Genomic DNA, 19,416 nt, shown 5'->3' on the forward strand with positions numbered 1-19,416 from the left:
GATTACCCAGGCCTTTGACGCATCACAACCATTTTGGCGGCAGCGCTGTCATCTGGATGGCCCGCCCGGGGCTCCGGCGAGGTGGTCCCGCGCACGACCGGCGGCATCCTGGCACCAGGGCGAGGTTGCGCGGAGGTCCGGCGATCTCTACCTGAGAGGGGTCGGACGCCGTTCTCAAGACCCGAATGGTCACCCCCGATTCCATCCGAACCCTCGAGGAGCAACGCGATGTCGTTTTCGCTGCCGGATCTGCCCTACGCCCACGACGCGCTCGCGCCCTACATGTCGCGCGAGACGCTCGAGTATCACCACGACAAGCACCACGCCGCCTATGTGAACACGGGCAACACCCTGCTCAAGGGCAGCGAGTGGGAAGGCAAGTCGCTCGAGGAGGTCGTCAAGGGCTCGTTCGGCAAGAACCAGGGGCTCTTCAACAATGCCGGGCAGCACTACAACCACACGCATTTCTGGAAGTGGATGAAGCCCGGCGGCGGCGGCGACAAGATCCCGGGCGCGCTGGAGAAGGCGATCGTCTCCGACCTCGGCTCGGTGGCCAAGATGAAGGAGGACTTCGTCCAGGCCGGCGTCACCCAGTTCGGCTCCGGCTGGGCCTGGCTCGCCGTCAAGGACGGCAAGATCGTCGTCACCAAGACGCCGAACGGCGAGAGCCCGCTGGTGCACGGCGCCACCCCGATCCTCGGCTGCGACGTGTGGGAGCACTCCTACTACATCGACTACCGCAACCGCCGTCCCGACTACCTCAAGGCGTTCCTCGACAGCCTGGTGAACTGGGACTACGTGGCGGAGCTCTACGCCGCCGCTTCCAAGTGACCGTACGGATGTGAGATGATCCGGCGCCGGCCTCGCGGGTGACGCGAGCGCCGGCGCCGACGCATCCGGGCCTCGCGGCCGACGGATGGGTCGCCGTCCCGCCCGCCCCGAGCCCTCCCGATGCCGGCCCGCCGATGCCCGTCGTGATCTCCGACGCCCCCGTCCGCCGGGCCGGGCCCCGCGCCCTGCATCCGGCCGACATCGCCGCCGTCGTCGTGCTGGTGGTGGTCTGCGCCGTCTCGCTCGCCACCTTCCGCGACTTCGGCATGGGCTGGGACGACTACGCCCACGCCGAGTACGGCGGCCTGCTGCTCAGGCTCTACGGCTCCGGCTTCACCGACCGGCGCGCCCTCTCCTTCGTCAATCTCTACGCCTATGGCGGCGGCTTCGACATGCTGGCGGCGCTCGCCGCCAAGGTGCTGCCGTTCCCGATCTTCGAGACGCGCCGGCTGGTCGGCGCGATCATCGGCATCGCCGGCCTGGCGATGACCTGGCGGATCGCCCGCCGGCTCGGCGGCCCGCTCGCCGGCTTCGTCGGCGTGGCGCTGCTCGCCACCTGCCCGCTCTATGTCGGGCACATGTTCATCAACCCGAAGGACGTGCCGTTCGCGGTGGCGATGCTGGCCGCGACGCTCGGCTTTGTGCGCGCCTTCTCCGAGTATCCGCACCCGACCGTGCCGACCACGGCGCTGCTCGGCCTCGGCCTCGGCCTCTCCTTCGGCACGCGCGTGATGGGGGCGCTCGCCGCGGTGCCGACCGCCGCCGCCTTCCTGCTGATCGTCGTCGCCGAGGCGCGCCGCCAGGGCGTTCGCCCGGCGCTGTGGCGGGCCGGCGAGTTCCTGCTCCGCCTGCTGCCGGCCGTGGTCGTCGCCTACGCCCTGATGGCGCTGATCTGGCCGTGGTCGGTGGTGTCGCCGCTCAACCCGGTGAAGGCGCTGCTCTACTTCTCGCACTTCTTCGAGAAGCCGTGGCGCGAGCTGTTCGAGGGCGAGCTCCTGTGGGTCGTCGACATGCCGCGGCGCTACGTGCCGGAGCTGTTCGCGCTCACCACGCCCGAGATCTTCTGGGCGCTCGGCATCGCCGGCGTGGTCGCCGCGCTGGCCTCCGCGGCGCATGCCGACCGGCCGCTGAACCGGCGCGCCAGCCTGGTGTTCCTGGCCGTCTCGGTGGTGTTCCCGATCGCCTTCACGGTGCTGACCCGGCCGGCCATGTACAACGGGCTGCGCCACTTCGTCTTCGTGCTGCCGCCCGCCGCCGTGCTGGGCGGGCTGGTCGGCGCGCTGCTGGCGAACCGGGTGGCGGCGAGCGAGGGACGCCGGACCGCGATCGCGGCGGCCGTGCTGGCCGTGACGCTCGCCCACCCGGTCGTCACGATGATCCGCATCCACCCGTACCAGTACACGTATTTCAACGCGACCGCCGGCGGGCTGCAGGGCGCCGACGGCCGCTACATGCGCGACTACTGGGGCCTGTCGATGAAGCAGGCGTCGCTGGCGCTGCGCGACGTGCTCGCGGCGCGCGGCGAGCTGGCGACGCCGAAGCACAAGCGCCACATCGCGATCTGCGGGCCGCAGCGGCCGGTGCGGGTCGAGCTCGGCCGGAACTATCCGACCGACTGGCAGCCGCAGGGCGGCGAGTTCGCGATCTCGCTGAACGAGTTCTACTGCGCCAAGCTGGACGCGCCCGTGCTCGCCGAGGTGGTGCGCGACGGCGTCGTCTACGCGCGCGTCTACGACATCCGCGGCCGCACGATCGACACGCTGCTGACGCCGATGCCGCCGTGAGCGGAGCGGACCCGCGGTCCCGCTCCCGGGCATGATCTTGCGCGCGGCGGCGATTTCGTCAGGATGTCGCATCCGCGAAGGGGAACGGCCATGCCCGTGTTCGTGTTCGATGCCTACGGCACCCTGTTCGACGTCCATGCGGCGATCGCGCGCCATCGCGACGCGATCGGCCCCGAGGCCGACCGGCTCTCCGACCTGTGGCGCACCAAGCAGCTCGAATACACCTGGACGCTGTCGCTCGCGGGGCGCTTCGTCGACTTCTGGACGCTGACCGAGCGGGCGCTCGATTTCTCGCTCGCGCGGTTTCCGTCGGTGGACCCGGCGATGCGGCCGCGTCTCCTCGACGCCTACCGGGTGCTCGACGCCTATCCGGACGCGCGCGAGACGCTGCAGGCCCTGAAGGCCGCCGGCAAGCGCACCGCGATCCTGTCCAACGGCACGTTCCGCATGCTGGCGAGCGCGGTCGAGGCGGCCGGGCTCGGGCCCTGTCTCGACGCCGTGCTGTCGGTCGAGTCGGTCGGCGTCTACAAGCCGCGGCCGGAGGTCTACCGGCTGGTGATCGACACCTTCGCGGTGGCGCCGGCCGAGGTCGCGTTCGTCTCGTCGAACCGCTGGGACGTGATGGGCGCCGCCGCCTACGGCTTCCGCACCGCCTGGATCAACCGGGCCGGGCTGCCCGAGGAGTATCACGACCTCGCGCCGCGATGCGTCCTGACGACGCTCGCCGAGCTGCCGGGACCGAGGATCGCCGACCCGGCCTGACGGCCGGGTGCGTCACTTCAGCAGGAACGGCAGCAGTATCGGCACCAGCACGGCGGTCAGCAGGCCGTTGAGGCCGAGCGCGATGCCGGCGAAGGTGCCGGCCAGCGGATCGACCTGGAAGGCGCGCGCCGTGCCGATGCCGTGCGAGGCGAGGCCGGCCGCGAAGCCGCGCGCCGCGTAGTTCGTCAGGCCGAGCGCGTTCATCAGCGGCGTCACCACGATGGCGCCGACGATGCCGGTGAGGATCACCAGCACGGCCGTGAGGGCCGGATCGGCGCCGATCGCCTCGGCCGTGCCCATGGCGATCGGGGTCGTCGCGCTCTTCGGCGCCAGCGCCCGGGCCGTCGAGGCGTCGAGCCCGAAGGCGCGCGCGAGCAGCACGGCCGAGACGATCGCCGTCACCGAGCCGACGACCAGCGCCACCACCATGGGCACCAGCAGCCGCCGCACCTGCGGCAGGTAGCGCACCAGCGGCACGGCGAGCGCCACGGTGGCCGGGCCGAGCAGGAAATGAACGAACTGCGCCCCGGCGAAATAGGCCGGGAACGGCGTGCCGGTGACCACCAGCACGGCCGACACCATCAGGATGGCGATCAGCACCGGATTGGCGAGCGGCCGCCGGCCGCAGGCGACGAAGATCGCGTCCGCCGCCACATAGGCGACGAGCGTGGTGGTGAGCCACAGCAGCGGCCCGCCGGAGAGATAGACCCAGAGATCGACGAGGCTCACGGCTCGTCCTCCACGGCCCCGGTCTCCGGCTCGCCGCGGTCGGCCGCGACGCCCATCAGCCGGGCGACGCCGGCGAACACCACGGCCGTGACGGCGAGCGTCACCACGGTGGAGAGCACCAGGACGATCAGGATGCGAAAGCCCTCGTCGCCGACCCGGCCGAGATGCTGGACGATGCCGACGCCGGCCGGAACGAACAGCAGCGAGAGATGCTTCAGGAGGCCGCCCGACACGTCGCCGACCTCGGAGGGCAGCGGCATGCGGGCGAGCATCAGCACGGCCAGCAGGACCATGCCGACCACCGGGCCCGGCACGGGAAGCACGAAGGCCCGCACGAACGCCTCCCCCAGGAGCTGGCAGCCGAGCAGAATGACGAAGCCTTGCAGCATGGCACCTCGCGCCGTGTGGTCGGGATCGAAAGAGGGGGCGCAATCTCGCCGGTCGGCCTGTTCGACGCAAGCGCGGCAGAGGCGAGGCATTGCCGGGTTGCGGAGCGACATGCACGGCCCCGTCGGACCTGCAGACGGCTATCCCGATCCCGGGTTGCAGCCTCTCCGGAGGCTCGTACAGTAGGAAGCCACCGAACGAGAGGCGCGCGACGAAGATCAAGGCCGTCGTGCACGAGGCGGACGAGGGCGGCTTCTGGGCGGAGGTGCCGGCCATTTCCGGCTGCGCGACGCAGGGCGAGACAATCGAAGAGCTCATGCAGAACCTGCACGAGGCGATCGAAGGCTGCCTGTCGGTGGACGTCGAGATTCCGAAGGCCGGCGGCAATCCCAAGGTCGTGGAAATCGCCTTGTGACGCCGCTCTCCGGCCGTGAGCTTGCCGCCTTCCCGAGCGGCACGGCTGGATGCATCTACGGATTCACGGAGGTCATCACGTCTATGGAAAGCCGGGCATCATCGTCCGGCTCTCGATATCGGTTCACGGCAATCAGCCGCTGAAGCTCGGGCTGCTCAAGCACCTTCTGAAAGCGGCCGGCTCGTCCGAGGCCGACATGCGATGAGCACTCCTACCCCGCCAGCGCCGACAGAATCCGGGCCCAGCTGCGGATGCCCTTGTGGAACGACACGAGGTCGTACTTCTCGTTGGGCGAGTGGATGCGGTCGTCGTCGAGGGCGAAGCCGATCAGCAGCGTGTCCATGCCGACGAGCCGCTTGAAGTCGGCGACGATCGGGATCGAGGCGCCGGAGCCGACCAGCAGCGCGTCGCGGCCCCACTCCTCGGTGAGCGCCTTTCGCGCGGCGGCGAGCTGCTTCAGGTCCCACGGCACGGCGACGGCCGGCGCGCCGGTGTGGTCCTCGAACCGCGCCGTGCAGTCGGACGGCAGCTTCTCACGCACGAAGGCGCGGAACGCCTGGCGGATGGTGTCCGGATCCTGGCCGGCGACCAGGCGGAACGACACCTTGGCGAACGCCTTCGCCGGGATCACGGTCTTCGAGCCGGCGCCCGTGTAGCCGCCCCAGATGCCGTTGATGTCGCAGGACGGCCGGCAGAACAGCTGCTCGATGACGGTGCGGCTGCGCTCGCCGGCCGGCTCGGCGAGGCCGACCGGCTTCAGGAAGTTGTCGGGCGTCAGATCGAGGCTGCGCCAGGCGGCCAGCACGTCGGCGGGCGGATCCGTGATGCCGTCGTAGAAGCCCGGGATGGTGACGCGGCCGTCGGCATCGTGAAGCCCGCCGAGGATGCTCGTCAGCACCCGGATCGGGTTGCGGGCGGGACCGCCGTAGAGACCCGAATGCAGGTCGCGGTCGGCCGCCGTGATCTCGACCTCCTCGTAGAGCAGGCCGCGCAGCGCCGTGGTGATGGCGGGCGTGGAGGCGTCCCACATGCCGGTGTCGCAGACGAGCGCGAGGTCGGCCGAGAGCGCGCCGCGGTTCTGCTCGATCCAGTCCGGCAGGCTCTTGGAGCCGCACTCCTCCTCGCCCTCGATCAGCATGGTGACGGGCAGCGGCAGCGCGCCGGTGACGGCGACGAAGGCGCGGCACGCCTCGACGAAGGTCATCACCTGGCCCTTGTCGTCGGAGGCGCCGCGGGCGACGATCGCCCGGCGGCCGTCCGCCAGCGTCTTCAGGCGCGGCTCGAAGGGCGGGCTGTCCCAGAGGTCGAGCGGATCGACCGGCTGGACGTCGTAGTGGCCGTAGAACAGCACGCCGCGGGCGTCGCCGCCGCCGCCGCAGCCGAGCACCACCGGATGCCCGGCCGTCTCCGACAGGTCGGCCGCGATGCCGAGGCCGCGCAGGTCGGCGGCGAGATGCGCGGCGGCGGCCCGGCAGTCGGCCGCATGGCTCGGGTCGGTCGAGATCGACGGGATGCGCAGGAAGGCGAAGAGGCGGTCGAGGCTGGCGTCGAGGTCGGCGTCGATGCGGGCGAGAACCTGGTCGAGAACGGTCATTCCGAAGGAGTCCCTGGTCGAGAAGACGGATCAGCGGCGCGGCGGGCGCTGCGGGGTGCCGAACAGGCCGCGCTCGGCGGCCGTGCCGGTCTCGGCGCCGCCGTCGTCGAGCAGCCCGTAGGGGGTGCGGCTGCGGCTCGTGCGGGCGTAGCTGCGCCGCGACGACGGCGACATGCCGATGCGCTTCATCGCCTCCTGGGTGGCGGTGCGGGCCACCACGGCGGCGACCGAGCGGCCGAACTGGCGCACCGCCGGATGGGCGAAGAAGGCGCCGATGCCGCCGAGGATGCGGCTGCCGAGCCCGGGCTGCTCCGCCGGCGCGCCGTTGCCGGTGCGCCCGTCCCGGCCGCCGCCGTTGCGGCCGGAGCCGTTGCGCGGCGCCGCCTCGCCCTCGCCCGACGGCGCGGCGCCGCCGGCGAGGAGATCGGTCAGCGGCCGGTGCGGCTGTGCCCTGTCGTAGCGGCCGCGCAGCGGGCTCGCCGCCAGCATCGCCTGGCGCTCCTGCGGGGTGAGCGGGCCGACGCGCGCCGCCGGCGGCCGGATCAGGGCGCGCTCGACCATCGAGGGCGTGCCGTTGCCCTCCAGGAACGACACCAGCGCCTCGCCCTTGCCGAGCTCGGTGATCACCGCCGCGGTGTCGAGCTTCGGGTTCGGCCGGAACGTCTCGGCGGCGGAGCGCACCGCCTTCTGGTCGCGCGGCGTGAAGGCGCGCAGCGCGTGCTGCACCCGGTTGCCGAGCTGGGCCAGCACGGTGTCGGGCACGTCGAGCGGGTTCTGGGTGACGAAATAGATGCCGACGCCCTTGGAGCGGATCAGCCGCACCACCTGCTCGATGCGGTCGAGCAGCGCCTTCGGGGCCTCGTTGAACAGGAGATGCGCCTCGTCGAAGAAGAAGACGAGCTTCGGCTTGTCGAGGTCGCCGACCTCGGGCAGCCGCTCGAACAGCTCGGCGATCAGCCACAAGAGGAAAGTGGCGTAGAGCCTGGGGCTCTGCATCAGCCTGTCGGCGGCCAGGATGTTGATGCGGCCGCGACCCTGCGCGTCGACCGCCATGAAGTCGGCGAGGTCGAGGTCGGGCAGGCCGAAGAACTTCTCGCCGCCCTGGTTCTCGATCACCAGGAGCTGGCGCTGCACCGCACCGATGGTGGCCGGCGCCACGTTGCCGTAGCGGTTGCCGATGTCCTTGGCGTTCTGGCCCAGGAAGGCGAGCAGCTCGCGCAGATTGCCGAGATCGACGAGATCGCGGGCGACCCCGTCGGCGGTGCCGTCCGCCTCGTCCATCACCTTGAAGGCGATGTTGATCACGCCCTCCTGGACGTCGTTGAGGTCGAGCATGCGGGCGAGCAGCAGCGGGCCCAGCTCGTGCACGGTGGCGCGGATCGGATGGCCCTGCTCGCCGAACAGGTCCCAGAAGACCACGGGGAACTGATCGGGCGCGTAGTCGTAGCCCATCAGTCTCGCCCGCTCGACGAAGGCGGGCCTGGCCTCGCCGCGCGCCGCGACGCCCGACAGGTCGCCCTTGATGTCGGCGGCGAACACCGGAACGCCGGCGCGCGAGAAGCCTTCCGCCAGCACCTGCAGCGTGACGGTCTTGCCGGTGCCGGTGGCGCCGGTGATCAGCCCGTGCCGGTTGCCGAGCGCGAGGGTGAGGTATTCCGGCTTGTCGCTCCTGCCGACGAGGATTTTTCCGTCCTGATCCAGGGTGCCCATGGTCGCCTCCCGATCGCCTCCGCCGCCGCCGCGGCCCGCCGGCCGCGCGCCGCCGGACCCGTCTGATCGCTTCAGGCTTATACTGAGTGCAGCTTACCGGCGCGAGCGGCGCGGTGTCCGACATGGCTCGCCCGAATGTCGCATAGCGGCGAGCCGCGGTGGTCGTTGCGGGATCGCAACACAGGCCTTCAACATCGCCTTGGCAATCCGGGCCGCATTGTGTTTCGATCCCGGGATGTCAGAATGATGACCGACAAGGCCGGGGCGAGAGGGGGCCATGGTTTTCGTTGCCAGCCGAATCGCTGCCTGGTCCGGCGCGATGTGCGATGCCGCGCAGAGGCCGGAGCGAGGCTCGAACCACACCCAGATCCGCTGCAGGAGGCCGCAGGTCCGCTGCCGGGTGCCGGCGCGCGGGGCCGCGCCATGAGATACTCGATCGCGGAGCTCGACGGCATCGTGCCGGGCGTCGCCGCCGCCCTGAAGGCGGCCGGCATCCGCACCACCAGCCGGCTGCTCGAGGCCGCCAAGGACCCGAAGGGGCGCAAGCTGCTCGCCGAGCGTACCGGGCTGACGCCGCAGTGCCTGCTGCGCATCGCCAACTTCGCCGACAAGATGCGGATCAAGGGGGTCGGCGAGGATTATGCCGAGCTGCTCGAGGCGGCCGGCGTCGACACGGTGCGCGAGCTGAAATACCGCAACCCGGCCAACCTGGCGAAGCGCATGGCCGAGGTGAACCGCCACCGCAAGCTGGTGCGCACGCTGCCCACCGAGAAGGCGATCGAGCGCTGGATCGAGACCGCCAAGGATCTGCCGGTCAAGATCAGCTACTGAGGTCCGGTCGCAGCAGCCCGCATGCAGCCCGCGTGACGTCGTAGCCCGCATTCAGCGCAGCGGCATGCGGGAGCGGTGGCCCCGCATTCCGCTGCCGCTCCATGCAGGCAACGGAGACGGCCGCGACGGAGAACCGCCGCGGCGCTTGACTCCGCCCCGGCGTCGCGCAAAGCCCCTGCGCATGATCCCGGTCCCCGCCCCGACCGCTCCCGCGAGCCTCGCCGATCTCCTGCGTGCCGGACGGCCGCTGGTGATGGGCGTGCTCAACGTGACGCCGGACTCCTTCTCGGACGGTGGCCGGTTCCTGGATCCGGACGCGGCGATCGCGCAGGCGCGGGACATGGTCGCGGCCGGGGCCGACATCGTCGATGTCGGGGCCGAGTCGACGCGCCCCTATGGCGGCGCGACGCCCGTCTCGGCGGCCGACGAGATCGCCCGCCTCGCGCCGGTGCTGCCGGCGGTCGCGGCGCTCGGCGTGCCGGTGTCGATCGACACCATGAAGGCCGCGGTGGCCGAATGGGCGCTCGACCACGGCGCGACCATCCTCAACGACGTGTGGGGGCTGCAGCGCGATCCCGGCATCGCGGCGCTCGCCGCCGCGCGGGGCGTGCCGATCGTCGTCATGCACAACCGCGACGCGGCCGATCCGACGATCGACATCGTCGCCGACGTCGAGGCCTTCTTCGCCCGCTCGCTCGCCGTCGCGGCGGAGGCCGGCGTCGCGGCCGGGCAGATCGTGCTCGATCCCGGCATCGGCTTCGGCAAGACGCCGGCGCAGAGCCTCGCGACGCTCGCGGCGACGGCGCGCTTCCTCGCCTTCGGCCGGCCCCTGCTGGTCGGCGCCTCGCGCAAGCGCTTCATCGACTCGGTGTCGCCCGCCCCGCCCGACCGGCGGCTCGGCGGGTCGATCGCCGCCCATCTGCTCGCCGTGCTCGACGGGGCCGCCATCGTGCGGGCCCACGACGTCGCCGAGACCGTCCAGGCGCTCAGAGTCGCCGCCGCCATCCGGAACGCCCGATGACCTCCGCCCTCGATACCGTCTTCGTCACCGGCCTCGCGGTCCACGCCTATCACGGCGTGATGGAGCACGAGCGCACCGTCGGCCAGACCTTCCTGCTCGACCTCACCCTGCTGGCCGACCTCTCCGAGGCGTCGCGCACCGACAAGCACTCGACCACGGTGTCGTACGACCAGGTGGTGGACTGCGCCACGCGCGCCTTCGCGGCGAAGCGCTTCCGGCTCGTCGAGGCGGCGGGGGGCGCCGTGTGCGAGGCGATCCTCGCGACGTTCCCGCGGGTCGAGGAGGTGCGGGTCACGGTGCACAAGCCGCACGCGCCGATCCCGGCGACCTTCACGGATGTCGGCGTGTCGATCCTGCGCCGGCGGCATGGCTGACGCCGTCCTGTCGCTCGGCGGCAATCTGGGCGAGCCGCGCGCGACGCTCGCCCGCGCGCTCGACCTCCTGTGCGCCGACGGCACGGTGCGGCTCGTCGCGCGCTCCGCCGACTACCGGACGCCGCCGTGGGGCGACCCCGACCAGCCGGACTTCGTCAATCTCTGCGCCGTCGTCGCGACGACTCGCACGCCGCGCGACCTGCTCGCCCTCGCCCGCACGGTCGAGACGGCGCTCGGCCGCGACCGCGGCCGCGAACGGCGCTGGGGCCCGCGGACCGTCGACATCGACATCGTCTCGTACCGCGACGCGGCCGGCGAGGTCGTGATGGACGCTCCCGATCTCGCGCTGCCGCATCCGCGTGCGGTGGAGCGCGCCTTCGTGCTGGTGCCGCTCGCCGAGATCGCACCGGATCGTCTGATCGGCGACACGAGAGTCCGCGATCTCGCGGCCCGTATCGACGCCGGCGGCATCGTGCGGCTGCCGAGCAAATGATCAGAACTCCGTAGATTGCCGGAGGCCGGGGCGGCGTGAATGCTTACCGACGCCATCAGCATCCGGACCTATACTTATGCGCTGCTGCCCAGACCAACTAACGGCATGGGTCCAGCCATGCGGAGGCGATCGATTCCTTGGCGAAACGGTCCAGTCGTGGCATCTTCCGCGCCATGACCCAGACCGCCGAAGACCTCACGCTCGCCGGCGAGTTTCCGCCGGCCACCCGCGAGCAGTGGCTCGCGCTCGTCGAGGGCACGCTGAAAGGCGCGCCCTTCGAGAAACGGCTCGTCTCCAAGACCTATGACGGGCTGCGCATCGAGCCGCTGTATCCGAGCGCCCGCACCGCCCATCCGGTGGCGGCGCGCGCCAGCGGCGCGCCATGGCTGGTGCTGCAGCGGGTCGACCATCCCGATCCGAAGGCGGCCAATGCGGAGGCGCTGCACGATCTGGAGAACGGCGCGACGGGCCTCTCGCTGGTGTTCGCCGGCAGCCTCGGCGCCCGCGGCTACGGCATCGCGGCCGACGCCGACACGCTCGCCAAGGTGCTCGACGAGATCCGGCTCGACGCCATCGCGCTCGAGCTGCAGCTCTCGCCGCAGGCCCGCGAGGCGCCGCAGCGGCTCGCCGATCTGGTCGCGGCGCGCGGGCTCTCGCCGGCGGCGCTCGACATCCGTTTCGGCATCGACCCGATCGGCGCGATGGCGGCGTTCGGATCGGCGCGCATCGCCTGGCCCGACATGACGAAGGAATTCGTCGTGCGGGTGCGCGACCTCGCCGCGCGCGGCTTCAAGGGACCGTTCGCGGTGGCCGACGGCCGCGTCGTGCACGACGCCGGCGGCTCGGAGGCGCAGGAGCTCGCCTTCATGCTCAGCGTCGCGCTCGCCTATGTGCGGGCGCTCGAGGCCGAAGGCATCCCGCTCGACGCGGCGCGCAAGACCGTGTCGTTCCGGGTCGCGGCCGACGCCGACCAGTTCCTCACCATCGCGAAGATCCGCGCGCTGCGGAAGCTGTGGGCGCGGGTCGAGACGGCCTGCGGCCTCGCCCCGGCCCACATCGTCGTCTCGGCCGAGACGGCGTGGCGCATGATGACGAAGCGCGATCCCGCCGTGAACATGCTGCGCGCGACCGTCGCGGTGTTCTCGGCCGGCGTCGGCGGTGCCGACGCGCTGACCGTGCTGCCGTGGACGGCGCCGCTCGGCCTGCCCGACCGCGCCGCGCGCCGCATCGCCCGCAACACCCAGCTGATCCTGCTGGAGGAGTCGTATCTCGCCAAGGTCACCGATCCGGCCGCCGGGGCCGGCGGCATCGAGGCGCTGACCGGGCAGCTCTGCGACACCGCCTGGACGCTGTTCCAGGAGATCGAGAGCGCCGGCGGCATCTGGGCCGCGCTGACCCAGGGGCTCCTGCAGAAGAAGGTGGCCGGTGTCCGGGCGGCGCGCGAAAAGGCCGCGGCCGGCCGGCGCGATCCGATCACCGGCGTGAGCGAGTTCCCCAACATCGCGGAGGCCGCTCCGGCCGTGCTCGACGTCGCCCCGCCCGCCGTGGCGCCGCTGCCGGCGGGCGTGACGCTGACGCCGCTCGCGCCGATGCGCACCGCCGCCGCCTTCGAGGCGCTGCGCGACGCCTCCGACGCGGCGCTGGCGAAGACCGGCTCGCGGCCGAAGGTGTTCCTGGCCAATCTGGGCAGGCTCGCCGGCTTCACGGCGCGCGCCACCTTCACCAAGAACTTCTTCGAGGCGGGCGGCATCCAGGCGGTGAGCAACGACGGCTTCTTCGCCGACGGCAAGACCGACCTCGCGGCGCTCGCCGCCGCGTACAAGGCCTCCGGCGCGACGCTCGCGTGTCTGTGCTCGTCCGACGACGGCTACGCCGCCGAGGCGGTCGAGGCCGCCAAGGCGCTGACCGCGGCGGGCTGCCCGCACATCTATCTCGCCGGACGTCCCGGCGAGCGCGAACAGGAGTTCAAGGCCGCCGGCATCGGCCATGCGATCTTCATGGGCTGCGACGTGCTCGCGACCCTGCAAGAGGCGCAGACGCTCGCCGGAACCGCCTGAGCACGCGACGACACGGCGCCGTGCGGAGCGCGAGCCCGCACCGCGCCGCGGTCGCGGCGACTGTCGACGACATGACGACGCAGCACGTGGCGACGGACGCAACGACAGGTGGCCGAACGACGGATCGGCGCGCTACACTCCCGGAAGGCCCTCTCGGACGGCCGATCTCCGGGACCGATCCCGGAGCCCCGATGCCGGGGACCGATCTCCGGGGACTGATTTGGCGGCCGGCGGGTCGCATCTCGCACGAGGCTCGAACATGACGAGGATTCCGGATTTCGCCACGGTCGCGTTCGCCGACACCGCCGATCCGCCGGCCCCGGCCGGAACCGCCGCGCCGCCCTGGATGACGCCGGAGGGGATCGCCGTGAAGCCGGCCTACGGATCGGCCGACCTCGCCGGGCTCGACTTCCTCGACACCTATCCGGGCGTGCCGCCGTTCCTGCGCGGGCCCTACCCGGCCATGTACGTGACGCAGCCGTGGACGGTGCGGCAGTACGCCGGCTTCTCGACCGCCGAGGACTCCAACGCCTTCTACCGCCGCAATCTCGCGGCCGGCCAGAAGGGCCTGTCGGTCGCCTTCGACCTCGCCACCCACCGCGGCTACGACTCGGATCACCCGCGCGTGACCGGCGACGTCGGGATGGCGGGCGTCGCGATCGACTCGATCTACGACATGCGCACGCTGTTCTCCGGCATCCCGCTCGACCAGATGAGCGTGTCGATGACCATGAACGGCGCCGTGCTGCCGATCATGGCGCTCTACATCGTCGCCGCCGAGGAGCAGGGCGTGCCGCCCGTGAAGCTCGCCGGCACGATCCAGAACGACATCCTCAAAGAGTTCATGGTGCGGAACACCTACATCTATCCGCCCCAGCCCTCGATGCGGATCATTTCCGACATCTTCGCCTTCACCTCGGCGAACATGCCGAAGTTCAACTCGATCTCGATCTCCGGCTATCACATGCAGGAGGCGGGAGCGACGCAGGACCTCGAGCTCGCCTACACGCTCGCCGACGGCATCGAGTACATCCGCGCCGGCATGAAGGCCGGCCTGACGGTCGACGCGTTCGCGCCGCGGCTCAGCTTCTTCTGGGCCATCGGCATGAACTTCTACATGGAGGTGGCCAAGCTGCGGGCCGCCCGCCTCCTGTGGGCCAAGATCGTGAAGGGCTTCAACCCGAAGAACCCGAAGTCGCTGCCGCTGCGCACGCACTCGCAGACCTCGGGCTGGTCGCTCACCGCGCAGGACGTCTACAACAACGTGGTGCGCACCGCGATCGAGGCGATGGCGGCGACCCAGGGGCACACCCAGTCGCTGCACACCAACGCGCTCGACGAGGCGCTGGCCCTGCCGACCGATTTTTCCGCCCGCATCGCCCGCAACACCCAGCTGTTCCTGCAGCAGGAAAGCGGCACCTGCCGGATCGCCGATCCGTGGGGCGGCTCGTTCTACGTCGAGCGGCTCACCTACGAGCTCGCCAGGACGGCCTGGGGCCACATCCAGGAGATCGAGGAGCTCGGCGGCATGGCCAAGGCCATCGAGGCCGGCATCCCCAAGCTGCGCATCGAGGAGGCCTCGGCCAAGACCCAGGCGCGCATCGATTCCGGCGTGCAGTCGGTGATCGGCGTCAACAAGTACAAGCCGGAGCACGAGGCGACCCTGGACGTGCTGAAGGTCGACAACTCGGCCGTCCGCACCATGCAGATCGAGAAGCTGGAGCGGCTGCGCAAGGAGCGCGACCCGCAGGCCGTGGAGGCGGCGCTCGACGCCCTCACCCACGCGGCGGCCGACCCGGCCAAGGGCAACCTGCTGGCGCTGGCCATCGACGCCGCGCGCAAGAAGGCGACGGTCGGCGAGATCTCGCTCGCCCTGGAGAAGGTGTTCGGGCGCCATCGCGCCGAGATCCGGGCGATCTCGGGCGTGTACAAGCGGGAGGTCGGCGCCATGGCGCAGAGCGTGGAGCGGGTGCAGAAGGCGGTCGCGCAGTTCGAGCGCGACGAGGGCCGCCGGCCCCGCATCCTGGTCGCCAAGGTCGGCCAGGACGGCCACGACCGCGGCCAGAAGGTGATCGCCTCGGCCTTCGCGGATCTCGGCTTCGACGTCGACATCGGCCCGCTGTTCGCCACGCCCGGCGAGGCGGCCCGCCAGGCGGTGGAGAACGACGTCCACATCGTCGGCGTGTCGTCGCTGGCCGCCGGCCACCTGACCCTGGTGCCGGCCCTGAAGGCGGCGCTCGCCGAGGAAGGCCGGCCCGACATCATGATCGTGGTCGGCGGCGTCATCCCGCCGCAGGACTGGGACGCGCTGAAGGCCTCCGGCGCCGAGGCGATCTTCCCGCCCGGCACCGTCATCTCCGACGCCGCAGAGGAGCTGGTGAAGAAGCTCAACCGCCGCCTCGGCCACGAGCGCGCCGCGGCGGAGTAGCAGATTGAGCGAACACGCCACTTGGTTGGATAAAGCGGATTTATTAGTCAAGGTCGTCGGCTTTTCGGCGACGGCCTTTTCGCTCTTGATCACGGCGCGGCAGATTGAAAATACCAACAAATGGAAGAGAAAGGAATTCGCGAACACCTCCATCACGAAGTTCTTCGAAGAACCATTGGTACGAAACGCACTTCTTATGATGGACTGGCGTGAACGCCTGCTCGTCCTAAGTGAAGAGCATAAGGCTATGGTCGGCGCGCCGACCATAGAGTATAATGAAGCAATGCTCGTTTCCGCTCTGCGAAAAATAAGCAAATTTTCCAACAAAGACGTTGTTATTCGGGACTGCTTTGATAATTTTTTCGCGGACGTTGGGCGCTTCAATGATCTCGTTGAATCTCGCATAATGGATTATTCTGATTTCAGACCATATTTCGGGTATTGGTCAAAAATCGTGCTGGGGGAGACCAATCACAAAAGTCTCACGGTAATTGAAGCGATAAATTTCTATATAAAAACATATTTTGATGAAAGAAAAATAATGAAATTCTTATTGTCTATTAAATAGATATATTATTTAAGCGAACATAAGCCACTAGATGAAATAGATGGAACCTCAAGAACAACAAGCCTGTGGCGGAAGACTTTCTGCCGAAGACTGATCGATCTGCCAAACGACATCAAAATACCTTCACGCTACGTGTCCTCATCCTGGGGTGTACTCGCCTTCGATGCCGTGGCGCTTCGCCCGCCAGGTTCCTGAGCGCTACCGGCGCCAGTTCGCCCGCGAGCCGAAGCCCTCTACGCGATGTGGAACGCCTCATTGCCAAGCGCGAGGCCTTGCTGCAGACGAACGGCACCCTGGCCCTGTGATCCGGATCCCTCCTCGATGCACCTCCCCCGTCTCCTCACCGCTGCCGCCGTCGCGCTGCTGGTCGGCATCGCACCCGCCGCCGCCGACACCGTGATGGCGGTCCAGACGAAATATCTCGACCTCAAGGTCGAGGTCGACGCCGGCCTGAAGAGCGCGCCCGGGCTGTTCGAGAACCTCTCGGCCGAGGGGAAAAAATGGGGCGAGGCGAACCGGCGCGATGCCGACAAGGCGTGGCGGCAGGACCCGTCCGACTTCTCCGACGGGCGGAGCTGGGGCTTCGAGCGCAGCTATACCGAGGTGTCGCGCTTCTCGCATTATGTCGGGGTGCTGCGCCGCGACTACGCCTTCACGGGCGGGGCGCACCCCAACACCGTGGTCGACACCATCCTGTGGGACACGCAGGCCAAGAAGCAGGTGAGCGTGCGGCCGTTCTTCACCGAGACGGCCGACAACGGCCCGACCCTGCGGGCGCTGGCGACGCTGGTCCGCGCCGCGGTCGCGAAGGAGAAGAAGGCGCGCGACGTGCCGGTCGCCGCCGATCCGGCCAAGGACGAGTGGCTGAAGGAGATCCGGCCCTCGCTCCTCAAGCTCGGCCCGCTGGTGCCGGCGCCGTCGAACGAGCCCGGCCGGAGCGGCGGCCTCGAGGTGCATTTCTCCCCCTATGCGGTCGGCGCCTATGCCGAGGGGCTCTACACCGTGGTGATCCCGTGGCGCGCCTTCGAACAGTACCTGTCGCCCGAGGGCCGCGCCGTGTTCGGCGGCGAGCCGCCGCCGCCCAGGAAGGACGATTGACCGCCGCTGCGCGGGAGCCGCTGGCCGCCGGCCCAGGACCGGCAGTATGATGGGCCATGACCCGCGACGAGATCATCGCGACGCTGCGCGCCAGGGCCGGGGTCATCCGGGCCGAGGGCGTGACGGCGCTCGCCATCTTCGGCTCGCGGGCGCGCGGCGACGCCCGGCCGGACAGCGACCTCGACGTGCTGATCGAGGTCGATCCCGACGCCGCCTTCTCGCTCCTCGACCTCTCGGGCGTGGCGCTGGCGATCGAGGCGGCGACCGGCATCCCCCACCCAGGTGACGATGCGCCGGTCGCTCGAGCCGCAGATGGCCGAGCGGATCGCCGACGACGTGATCGCGGTGTTCTGACATGCCGCCCACCGTCGCCGACCGCGTCCGCCACATCCTCCAGGCGATCGCCGACGTCGAGTTCCTGCTGCGAGGCAAGTCGCGGGACGACTACGCCGCCGATCGCTTCCTCCAGTTCGCCACCGAGCGCGCGCTGGAGATCGTCTGCGAAGCGTCGCGCCATCTTCCGGCGGATGTGAAGGCGCGTGCGCCCGACATCCCGTGGCCGAAGCTCGTGGGTTTCGGCAACCGCCTGCGTCGCGCCTATCACCGAATCGACACGGCGATCGTCTGGACCGTGGTCGAGGCCGACCTTCCGCCGCTGAAGGCATTCGTAGTGCAGGTGATGCGGGACGAGAGCGCGGGCTGACGACTCACCCGAGATCGGCGAGGCGGAACGCGAAGCCCGGGACGGCGGCGCAGGCGAGCATCGCCTCGGCCGGGCGGGTCACGACCGACGCCCAGCCGTCGCCCGCCGGACCGGTGTGGACGACCGTCACCCGCTCGGCCGCGTCGATGACCCAGTACTCGCGGATGCCGTGGCGGGCGTAGAGCCGCGCCTTGACCTTGCGGTCGTAGGCCGTGCTGCTGACGGCGACCTCGATCAGCAGCCGCACGTCCTCGGCGCGCGGCTGGGCGAAGCTCTTCGGATCGGCGTCGTAGACGGACTGCGCGATGACACACAGATCCGGCTCGACGAGAACGTCGCGGGCGAGCTGAACCGTAGCCTCGATCCCGACATAGAGGCCGGGTCCGACGGCCCGCGCCAACGCGAGATTGAGAGAGTTCTTGACCCGGTCGTGCGCGACGCTCTTCGCCCGCATCGGGACGATCTCCCCCTCGATGAGCTCGAAATTCTCCTCGGGGCCGATCAGCCCCACCTCGATCATCAGGCGGATGTCGTCGACCGTGAAGGCACGGCGGGGGAAGCCTTCGGCACCTCGGGTGACGGCGACGGTCATCAGCGAGCCCTCGTTCGACCCGGTGACTATAGGCCTGCCGCTGCCGAACGGCGAGCCGGCCTCAATGCGCCCCGGCGGTCGGCCGGGGGCCGAGCAGCGCGCGAAACCACGGCTCGCCGCGCACGGCGGCGAGATCCTCGTCGCCGGCGAGGTGCTCGGGCGGCGGCAGGGTGGCGGCGAGGGCCGCCGCCTCCAGGGCCTCGCGGCAGTCCTCGGTGCGGCCGCGCAGCGCCGCGATGCAGGCGAGCGTGTAGGTCTCGGTCGGGGCGATGGTCAGCGCGGCGCGGCACACCGTCTCGGCGCGGTCGAGCAGCGCGTCGCTCTCGTCGAGATCGTCGGTGATCGCGGCCCAGGCGATCAGCGCGGCGGCGCGGTCGCACAGCGCGTCGTAGTCGCCGGGCGCGACGCGCAGCGCCTGCGCGAAGACGTCGTCGGCCTCGGCGTGGAGCGGCGCCGCCTCCTCCGGATCGCCGGCCGCCGCGGCGCGCGCGACGAGACGGCCGGCCCAGGCGACCAGCGCGTCGCCGCGCCCGGGCTGCCGTCGCGCCGCCTCGGAGAACCGCTCGGCGGCCAGCCGCCACAGCCGGTCGGCCTCGGCCGGCGTCTCGGCCCGGCGGGCGAGCGCCGCCGTCACCTCGGCCCAGACGATCAGGCCGTCCGCCGGCAGCGGAGCGACGGCGCCGGCGGCGGCGAGCTTCACGTCCGCCTCGGCGAGCAGGTGCCGCGCCGCCGCGCCCGCGAGGTCGCCGGCCCGCGCCGCGAGGGCGCCCGCCCAGTCGATCAGCACCGGGACCGGATCGGCGGCGCCGCGCAGCCGCGCCGCGAAGTGTCCTGCGACGGCGCGTCGGGCCGCCTCGGCCGGGTCGGTCACGGCGTACGCCATCGAATGCCCCGCCCGGTCGGCCGGTCCTTCGGACGCCGGCGGGGCGTCACGGGGCGGGCCGGCCGCATGAACCGCGAGGCCGGCACGGCGCTGAGGCCGATCCATCGCCGCCGTCTCGGCCGGCCGGCGGGCCCGGGCGATCGGGCCGTCGCCCCA

19 protein-coding genes and 2 pseudogenes are annotated in these 19,416 nt (G+C 70.7%); 15 read left to right on the forward strand and 6 right to left on the reverse strand.

Features of this window, described 5'->3' with window-relative positions:
- Positions 1-228: 228 nt before the first annotated feature.
- The 3 genes from J2S22_RS27655 to J2S22_RS27665 all read left to right on the forward strand — a co-directional run bounded on the left by J2S22_RS27655 (position 229) and on the right by J2S22_RS27665 (position 3,377).
- Positions 229-831, forward strand: coding sequence for a superoxide dismutase (locus J2S22_RS27655; RefSeq protein WP_272779761.1), 603 nt, complete (start codon positions 229-231; stop codon positions 829-831).
- A gap of 266 nt (positions 832-1,097) precedes the next feature.
- Complete coding sequence (locus J2S22_RS27660; RefSeq protein ID WP_284701435.1) at positions 1,098-2,615, forward strand: ArnT family glycosyltransferase; 1,518 nt, start codon at positions 1,098-1,100, stop codon at positions 2,613-2,615.
- A 90-nt stretch (positions 2,616-2,705) separates the two neighbouring features.
- On the forward strand, positions 2,706-3,377 hold the full coding sequence (locus J2S22_RS27665; protein ID WP_272779763.1) for a haloacid dehalogenase type II: 672 nt from the start codon (positions 2,706-2,708) through the stop codon (positions 3,375-3,377).
- 12 nt (positions 3,378-3,389) lie between these two features.
- On the opposite strand, the gene J2S22_RS27670 is transcribed toward J2S22_RS27665, so the two are convergent.
- Entirely contained in the window at positions 3,390-4,106 is a 717-nt protein-coding gene (locus J2S22_RS27670; RefSeq protein WP_272779764.1) for an LrgB family protein, read from the reverse strand.
- Positions 4,103-4,495, reverse strand: a complete 393-nt coding sequence (locus tag J2S22_RS27675) for a CidA/LrgA family protein (RefSeq protein ID WP_272779765.1) — start codon at positions 4,493-4,495, stop codon at positions 4,103-4,105. Before J2S22_RS27675 ends, J2S22_RS27670 begins: the two co-directional genes overlap by 4 nt.
- A 227-nt stretch (positions 4,496-4,722) precedes the next feature.
- On the opposite strand from J2S22_RS27675, the gene J2S22_RS27680 reads away from it, so the two are divergent.
- A complete protein-coding gene (locus J2S22_RS27680; RefSeq protein ID WP_272779766.1) occupies positions 4,723-4,908 on the forward strand; it encodes a type II toxin-antitoxin system HicB family antitoxin in 186 nt (61 codons plus the stop codon).
- A gap of 34 nt (positions 4,909-4,942) precedes the next feature.
- A pseudogene (locus J2S22_RS27685) lies at positions 4,943-5,113 on the forward strand (type II toxin-antitoxin system HicA family toxin); the annotation flags it as partial.
- Positions 5,114-5,119: 6 nt separating this feature from the next.
- On the opposite strand, the gene J2S22_RS27690 reads toward J2S22_RS27685, so the two are convergent.
- Positions 5,120-6,502 (reverse strand): M20/M25/M40 family metallo-hydrolase, encoded by a 1,383-nt coding sequence (locus J2S22_RS27690; protein ID WP_272779767.1) that lies wholly within the window; start codon positions 6,500-6,502, stop codon positions 5,120-5,122.
- A 30-nt stretch (positions 6,503-6,532) separates the two neighbouring features.
- On the reverse strand, positions 6,533-8,212 hold the full coding sequence (locus J2S22_RS27695; protein ID WP_272779768.1) for a helicase HerA-like domain-containing protein: 1,680 nt from the start codon (positions 8,210-8,212) through the stop codon (positions 6,533-6,535).
- A 423-nt stretch (positions 8,213-8,635) separates the two neighbouring features.
- On the opposite strand from J2S22_RS27695, the gene J2S22_RS27700 reads away from it, so the two are divergent.
- From J2S22_RS27700 to J2S22_RS27745, 10 genes and pseudogenes are all read left to right on the forward strand, one after another.
- Positions 8,636-9,043, forward strand: coding sequence for a DUF4332 domain-containing protein (locus tag J2S22_RS27700; RefSeq protein ID WP_272779769.1), 408 nt, complete (start codon positions 8,636-8,638; stop codon positions 9,041-9,043).
- Positions 9,044-9,224: 181 nt separating this feature from the next.
- Positions 9,225-10,064 carry a dihydropteroate synthase gene (gene folP, locus J2S22_RS27705; RefSeq protein ID WP_370878255.1) on the forward strand — a complete coding sequence of 280 codons (840 nt, stop codon included), beginning with the start codon at positions 9,225-9,227 and terminating at the stop codon, positions 10,062-10,064.
- Positions 10,061-10,438 (forward strand): dihydroneopterin aldolase, encoded by a 378-nt coding sequence (folB, locus tag J2S22_RS27710; protein WP_272779770.1) that lies wholly within the window; start codon positions 10,061-10,063, stop codon positions 10,436-10,438. Before folP ends, folB begins: the two co-directional genes overlap by 4 nt.
- Positions 10,431-10,931 (forward strand): 2-amino-4-hydroxy-6-hydroxymethyldihydropteridine diphosphokinase, encoded by a 501-nt coding sequence (gene folK, locus J2S22_RS27715; RefSeq protein WP_272779771.1) that lies wholly within the window; start codon positions 10,431-10,433, stop codon positions 10,929-10,931. Before folB ends, folK begins: the two co-directional genes overlap by 8 nt.
- A 173-nt stretch (positions 10,932-11,104) precedes the next feature.
- Positions 11,105-12,988 (forward strand): methylmalonyl-CoA mutase family protein, encoded by a 1,884-nt coding sequence (locus J2S22_RS27720; protein ID WP_272779772.1) that lies wholly within the window; start codon positions 11,105-11,107, stop codon positions 12,986-12,988.
- A gap of 259 nt (positions 12,989-13,247) precedes the next feature.
- Positions 13,248-15,416, forward strand: a complete 2,169-nt coding sequence (gene scpA / locus J2S22_RS27725; RefSeq protein ID WP_272779773.1) for a methylmalonyl-CoA mutase — start codon at positions 13,248-13,250, stop codon at positions 15,414-15,416.
- Between the two features lie 4 nt (positions 15,417-15,420).
- Complete coding sequence (locus J2S22_RS27730; RefSeq protein WP_272779774.1) at positions 15,421-15,984, forward strand: hypothetical protein; 564 nt, start codon at positions 15,421-15,423, stop codon at positions 15,982-15,984.
- Positions 15,985-16,305: 321 nt separating this feature from the next.
- The gene (locus J2S22_RS27735) at positions 16,306-17,082 is read left to right on the forward strand and encodes a DUF3298 and DUF4163 domain-containing protein (RefSeq protein WP_272779775.1); all 777 of its coding nucleotides are present in this window, start codon (positions 16,306-16,308) and stop codon (positions 17,080-17,082) included.
- Positions 17,083-17,138: 56 nt separating this feature from the next.
- Positions 17,139-17,249, forward strand: a pseudogene (locus J2S22_RS27740) (nucleotidyltransferase domain-containing protein); the annotation flags it as partial.
- A gap of 188 nt (positions 17,250-17,437) precedes the next feature.
- On the forward strand, positions 17,438-17,785 hold the full coding sequence (locus J2S22_RS27745) for a HepT-like ribonuclease domain-containing protein (protein ID WP_272779776.1): 348 nt from the start codon (positions 17,438-17,440) through the stop codon (positions 17,783-17,785).
- A 4-nt stretch (positions 17,786-17,789) separates the two neighbouring features.
- Here J2S22_RS27745 and J2S22_RS27750 read toward each other — a convergent pair whose 3' ends face one another.
- Together J2S22_RS27750 and J2S22_RS27755 are read right to left on the reverse strand one after the other, a co-directional pair.
- Positions 17,790-18,377 (reverse strand): Uma2 family endonuclease, encoded by a 588-nt coding sequence (locus J2S22_RS27750; protein WP_272779777.1) that lies wholly within the window; start codon positions 18,375-18,377, stop codon positions 17,790-17,792.
- 61 nt (positions 18,378-18,438) lie between these two features.
- Positions 18,439-19,260: a hypothetical protein gene (locus J2S22_RS27755; RefSeq protein WP_272779778.1), complete on the reverse strand. Its 822-nt coding sequence runs from the start codon at positions 19,258-19,260 to the stop codon at positions 18,439-18,441.
- Positions 19,261-19,416 lie beyond the last annotated feature (156 nt).

Origin of the sequence: Rhodoplanes tepidamans (assembly GCF_030813915.1) — a bacterium.
GTDB classification, from domain to species: domain Bacteria; phylum Pseudomonadota; class Alphaproteobacteria; order Rhizobiales; family Xanthobacteraceae; genus Rhodoplanes; species Rhodoplanes tepidamans.

Coding starts and splice junctions, on each gene's coding strand:
- J2S22_RS27655 (WP_272779761.1), top strand. CDS start 229: ATGTCGTTTTCGCTGCCGGATCTGCCCTACGCCCACGACGCGCTCGCG.
- J2S22_RS27660 (WP_284701435.1), top strand. CDS start 1,098: ATGGGCTGGGACGACTACGCCCACGCCGAGTACGGCGGCCTGCTGCTC.
- J2S22_RS27665 (WP_272779763.1), top strand. CDS start 2,706: ATGCCCGTGTTCGTGTTCGATGCCTACGGCACCCTGTTCGACGTCCAT.
- J2S22_RS27675 (WP_272779765.1), bottom strand. CDS start 4,495: ATGCTGCAAGGCTTCGTCATTCTGCTCGGCTGCCAGCTCCTGGGGGAG.
- J2S22_RS27690 (WP_272779767.1), bottom strand. CDS start 6,502: ATGACCGTTCTCGACCAGGTTCTCGCCCGCATCGACGCCGACCTCGAC.
- J2S22_RS27695 (WP_272779768.1), bottom strand. CDS start 8,212: ATGGGCACCCTGGATCAGGACGGAAAAATCCTCGTCGGCAGGAGCGAC.
- J2S22_RS27700 (WP_272779769.1), top strand. CDS start 8,636: ATGAGATACTCGATCGCGGAGCTCGACGGCATCGTGCCGGGCGTCGCC.
- folP (WP_370878255.1), top strand. CDS start 9,225: ATGATCCCGGTCCCCGCCCCGACCGCTCCCGCGAGCCTCGCCGATCTC.
- folB (WP_272779770.1), top strand. CDS start 10,061: ATGACCTCCGCCCTCGATACCGTCTTCGTCACCGGCCTCGCGGTCCAC.
- folK (WP_272779771.1), top strand. CDS start 10,431: ATGGCTGACGCCGTCCTGTCGCTCGGCGGCAATCTGGGCGAGCCGCGC.
- J2S22_RS27720 (WP_272779772.1), top strand. CDS start 11,105: ATGACCCAGACCGCCGAAGACCTCACGCTCGCCGGCGAGTTTCCGCCG.
- scpA (WP_272779773.1), top strand. CDS start 13,248: ATGACGAGGATTCCGGATTTCGCCACGGTCGCGTTCGCCGACACCGCC.
- J2S22_RS27735 (WP_272779775.1), top strand. CDS start 16,306: ATGCACCTCCCCCGTCTCCTCACCGCTGCCGCCGTCGCGCTGCTGGTC.
- J2S22_RS27745 (WP_272779776.1), top strand. CDS start 17,438: ATGCCGCCCACCGTCGCCGACCGCGTCCGCCACATCCTCCAGGCGATC.
- J2S22_RS27750 (WP_272779777.1), bottom strand. CDS start 18,377: ATGACCGTCGCCGTCACCCGAGGTGCCGAAGGCTTCCCCCGCCGTGCC.
- J2S22_RS27755 (WP_272779778.1), bottom strand. CDS start 19,260: ATGGCGTACGCCGTGACCGACCCGGCCGAGGCGGCCCGACGCGCCGTC.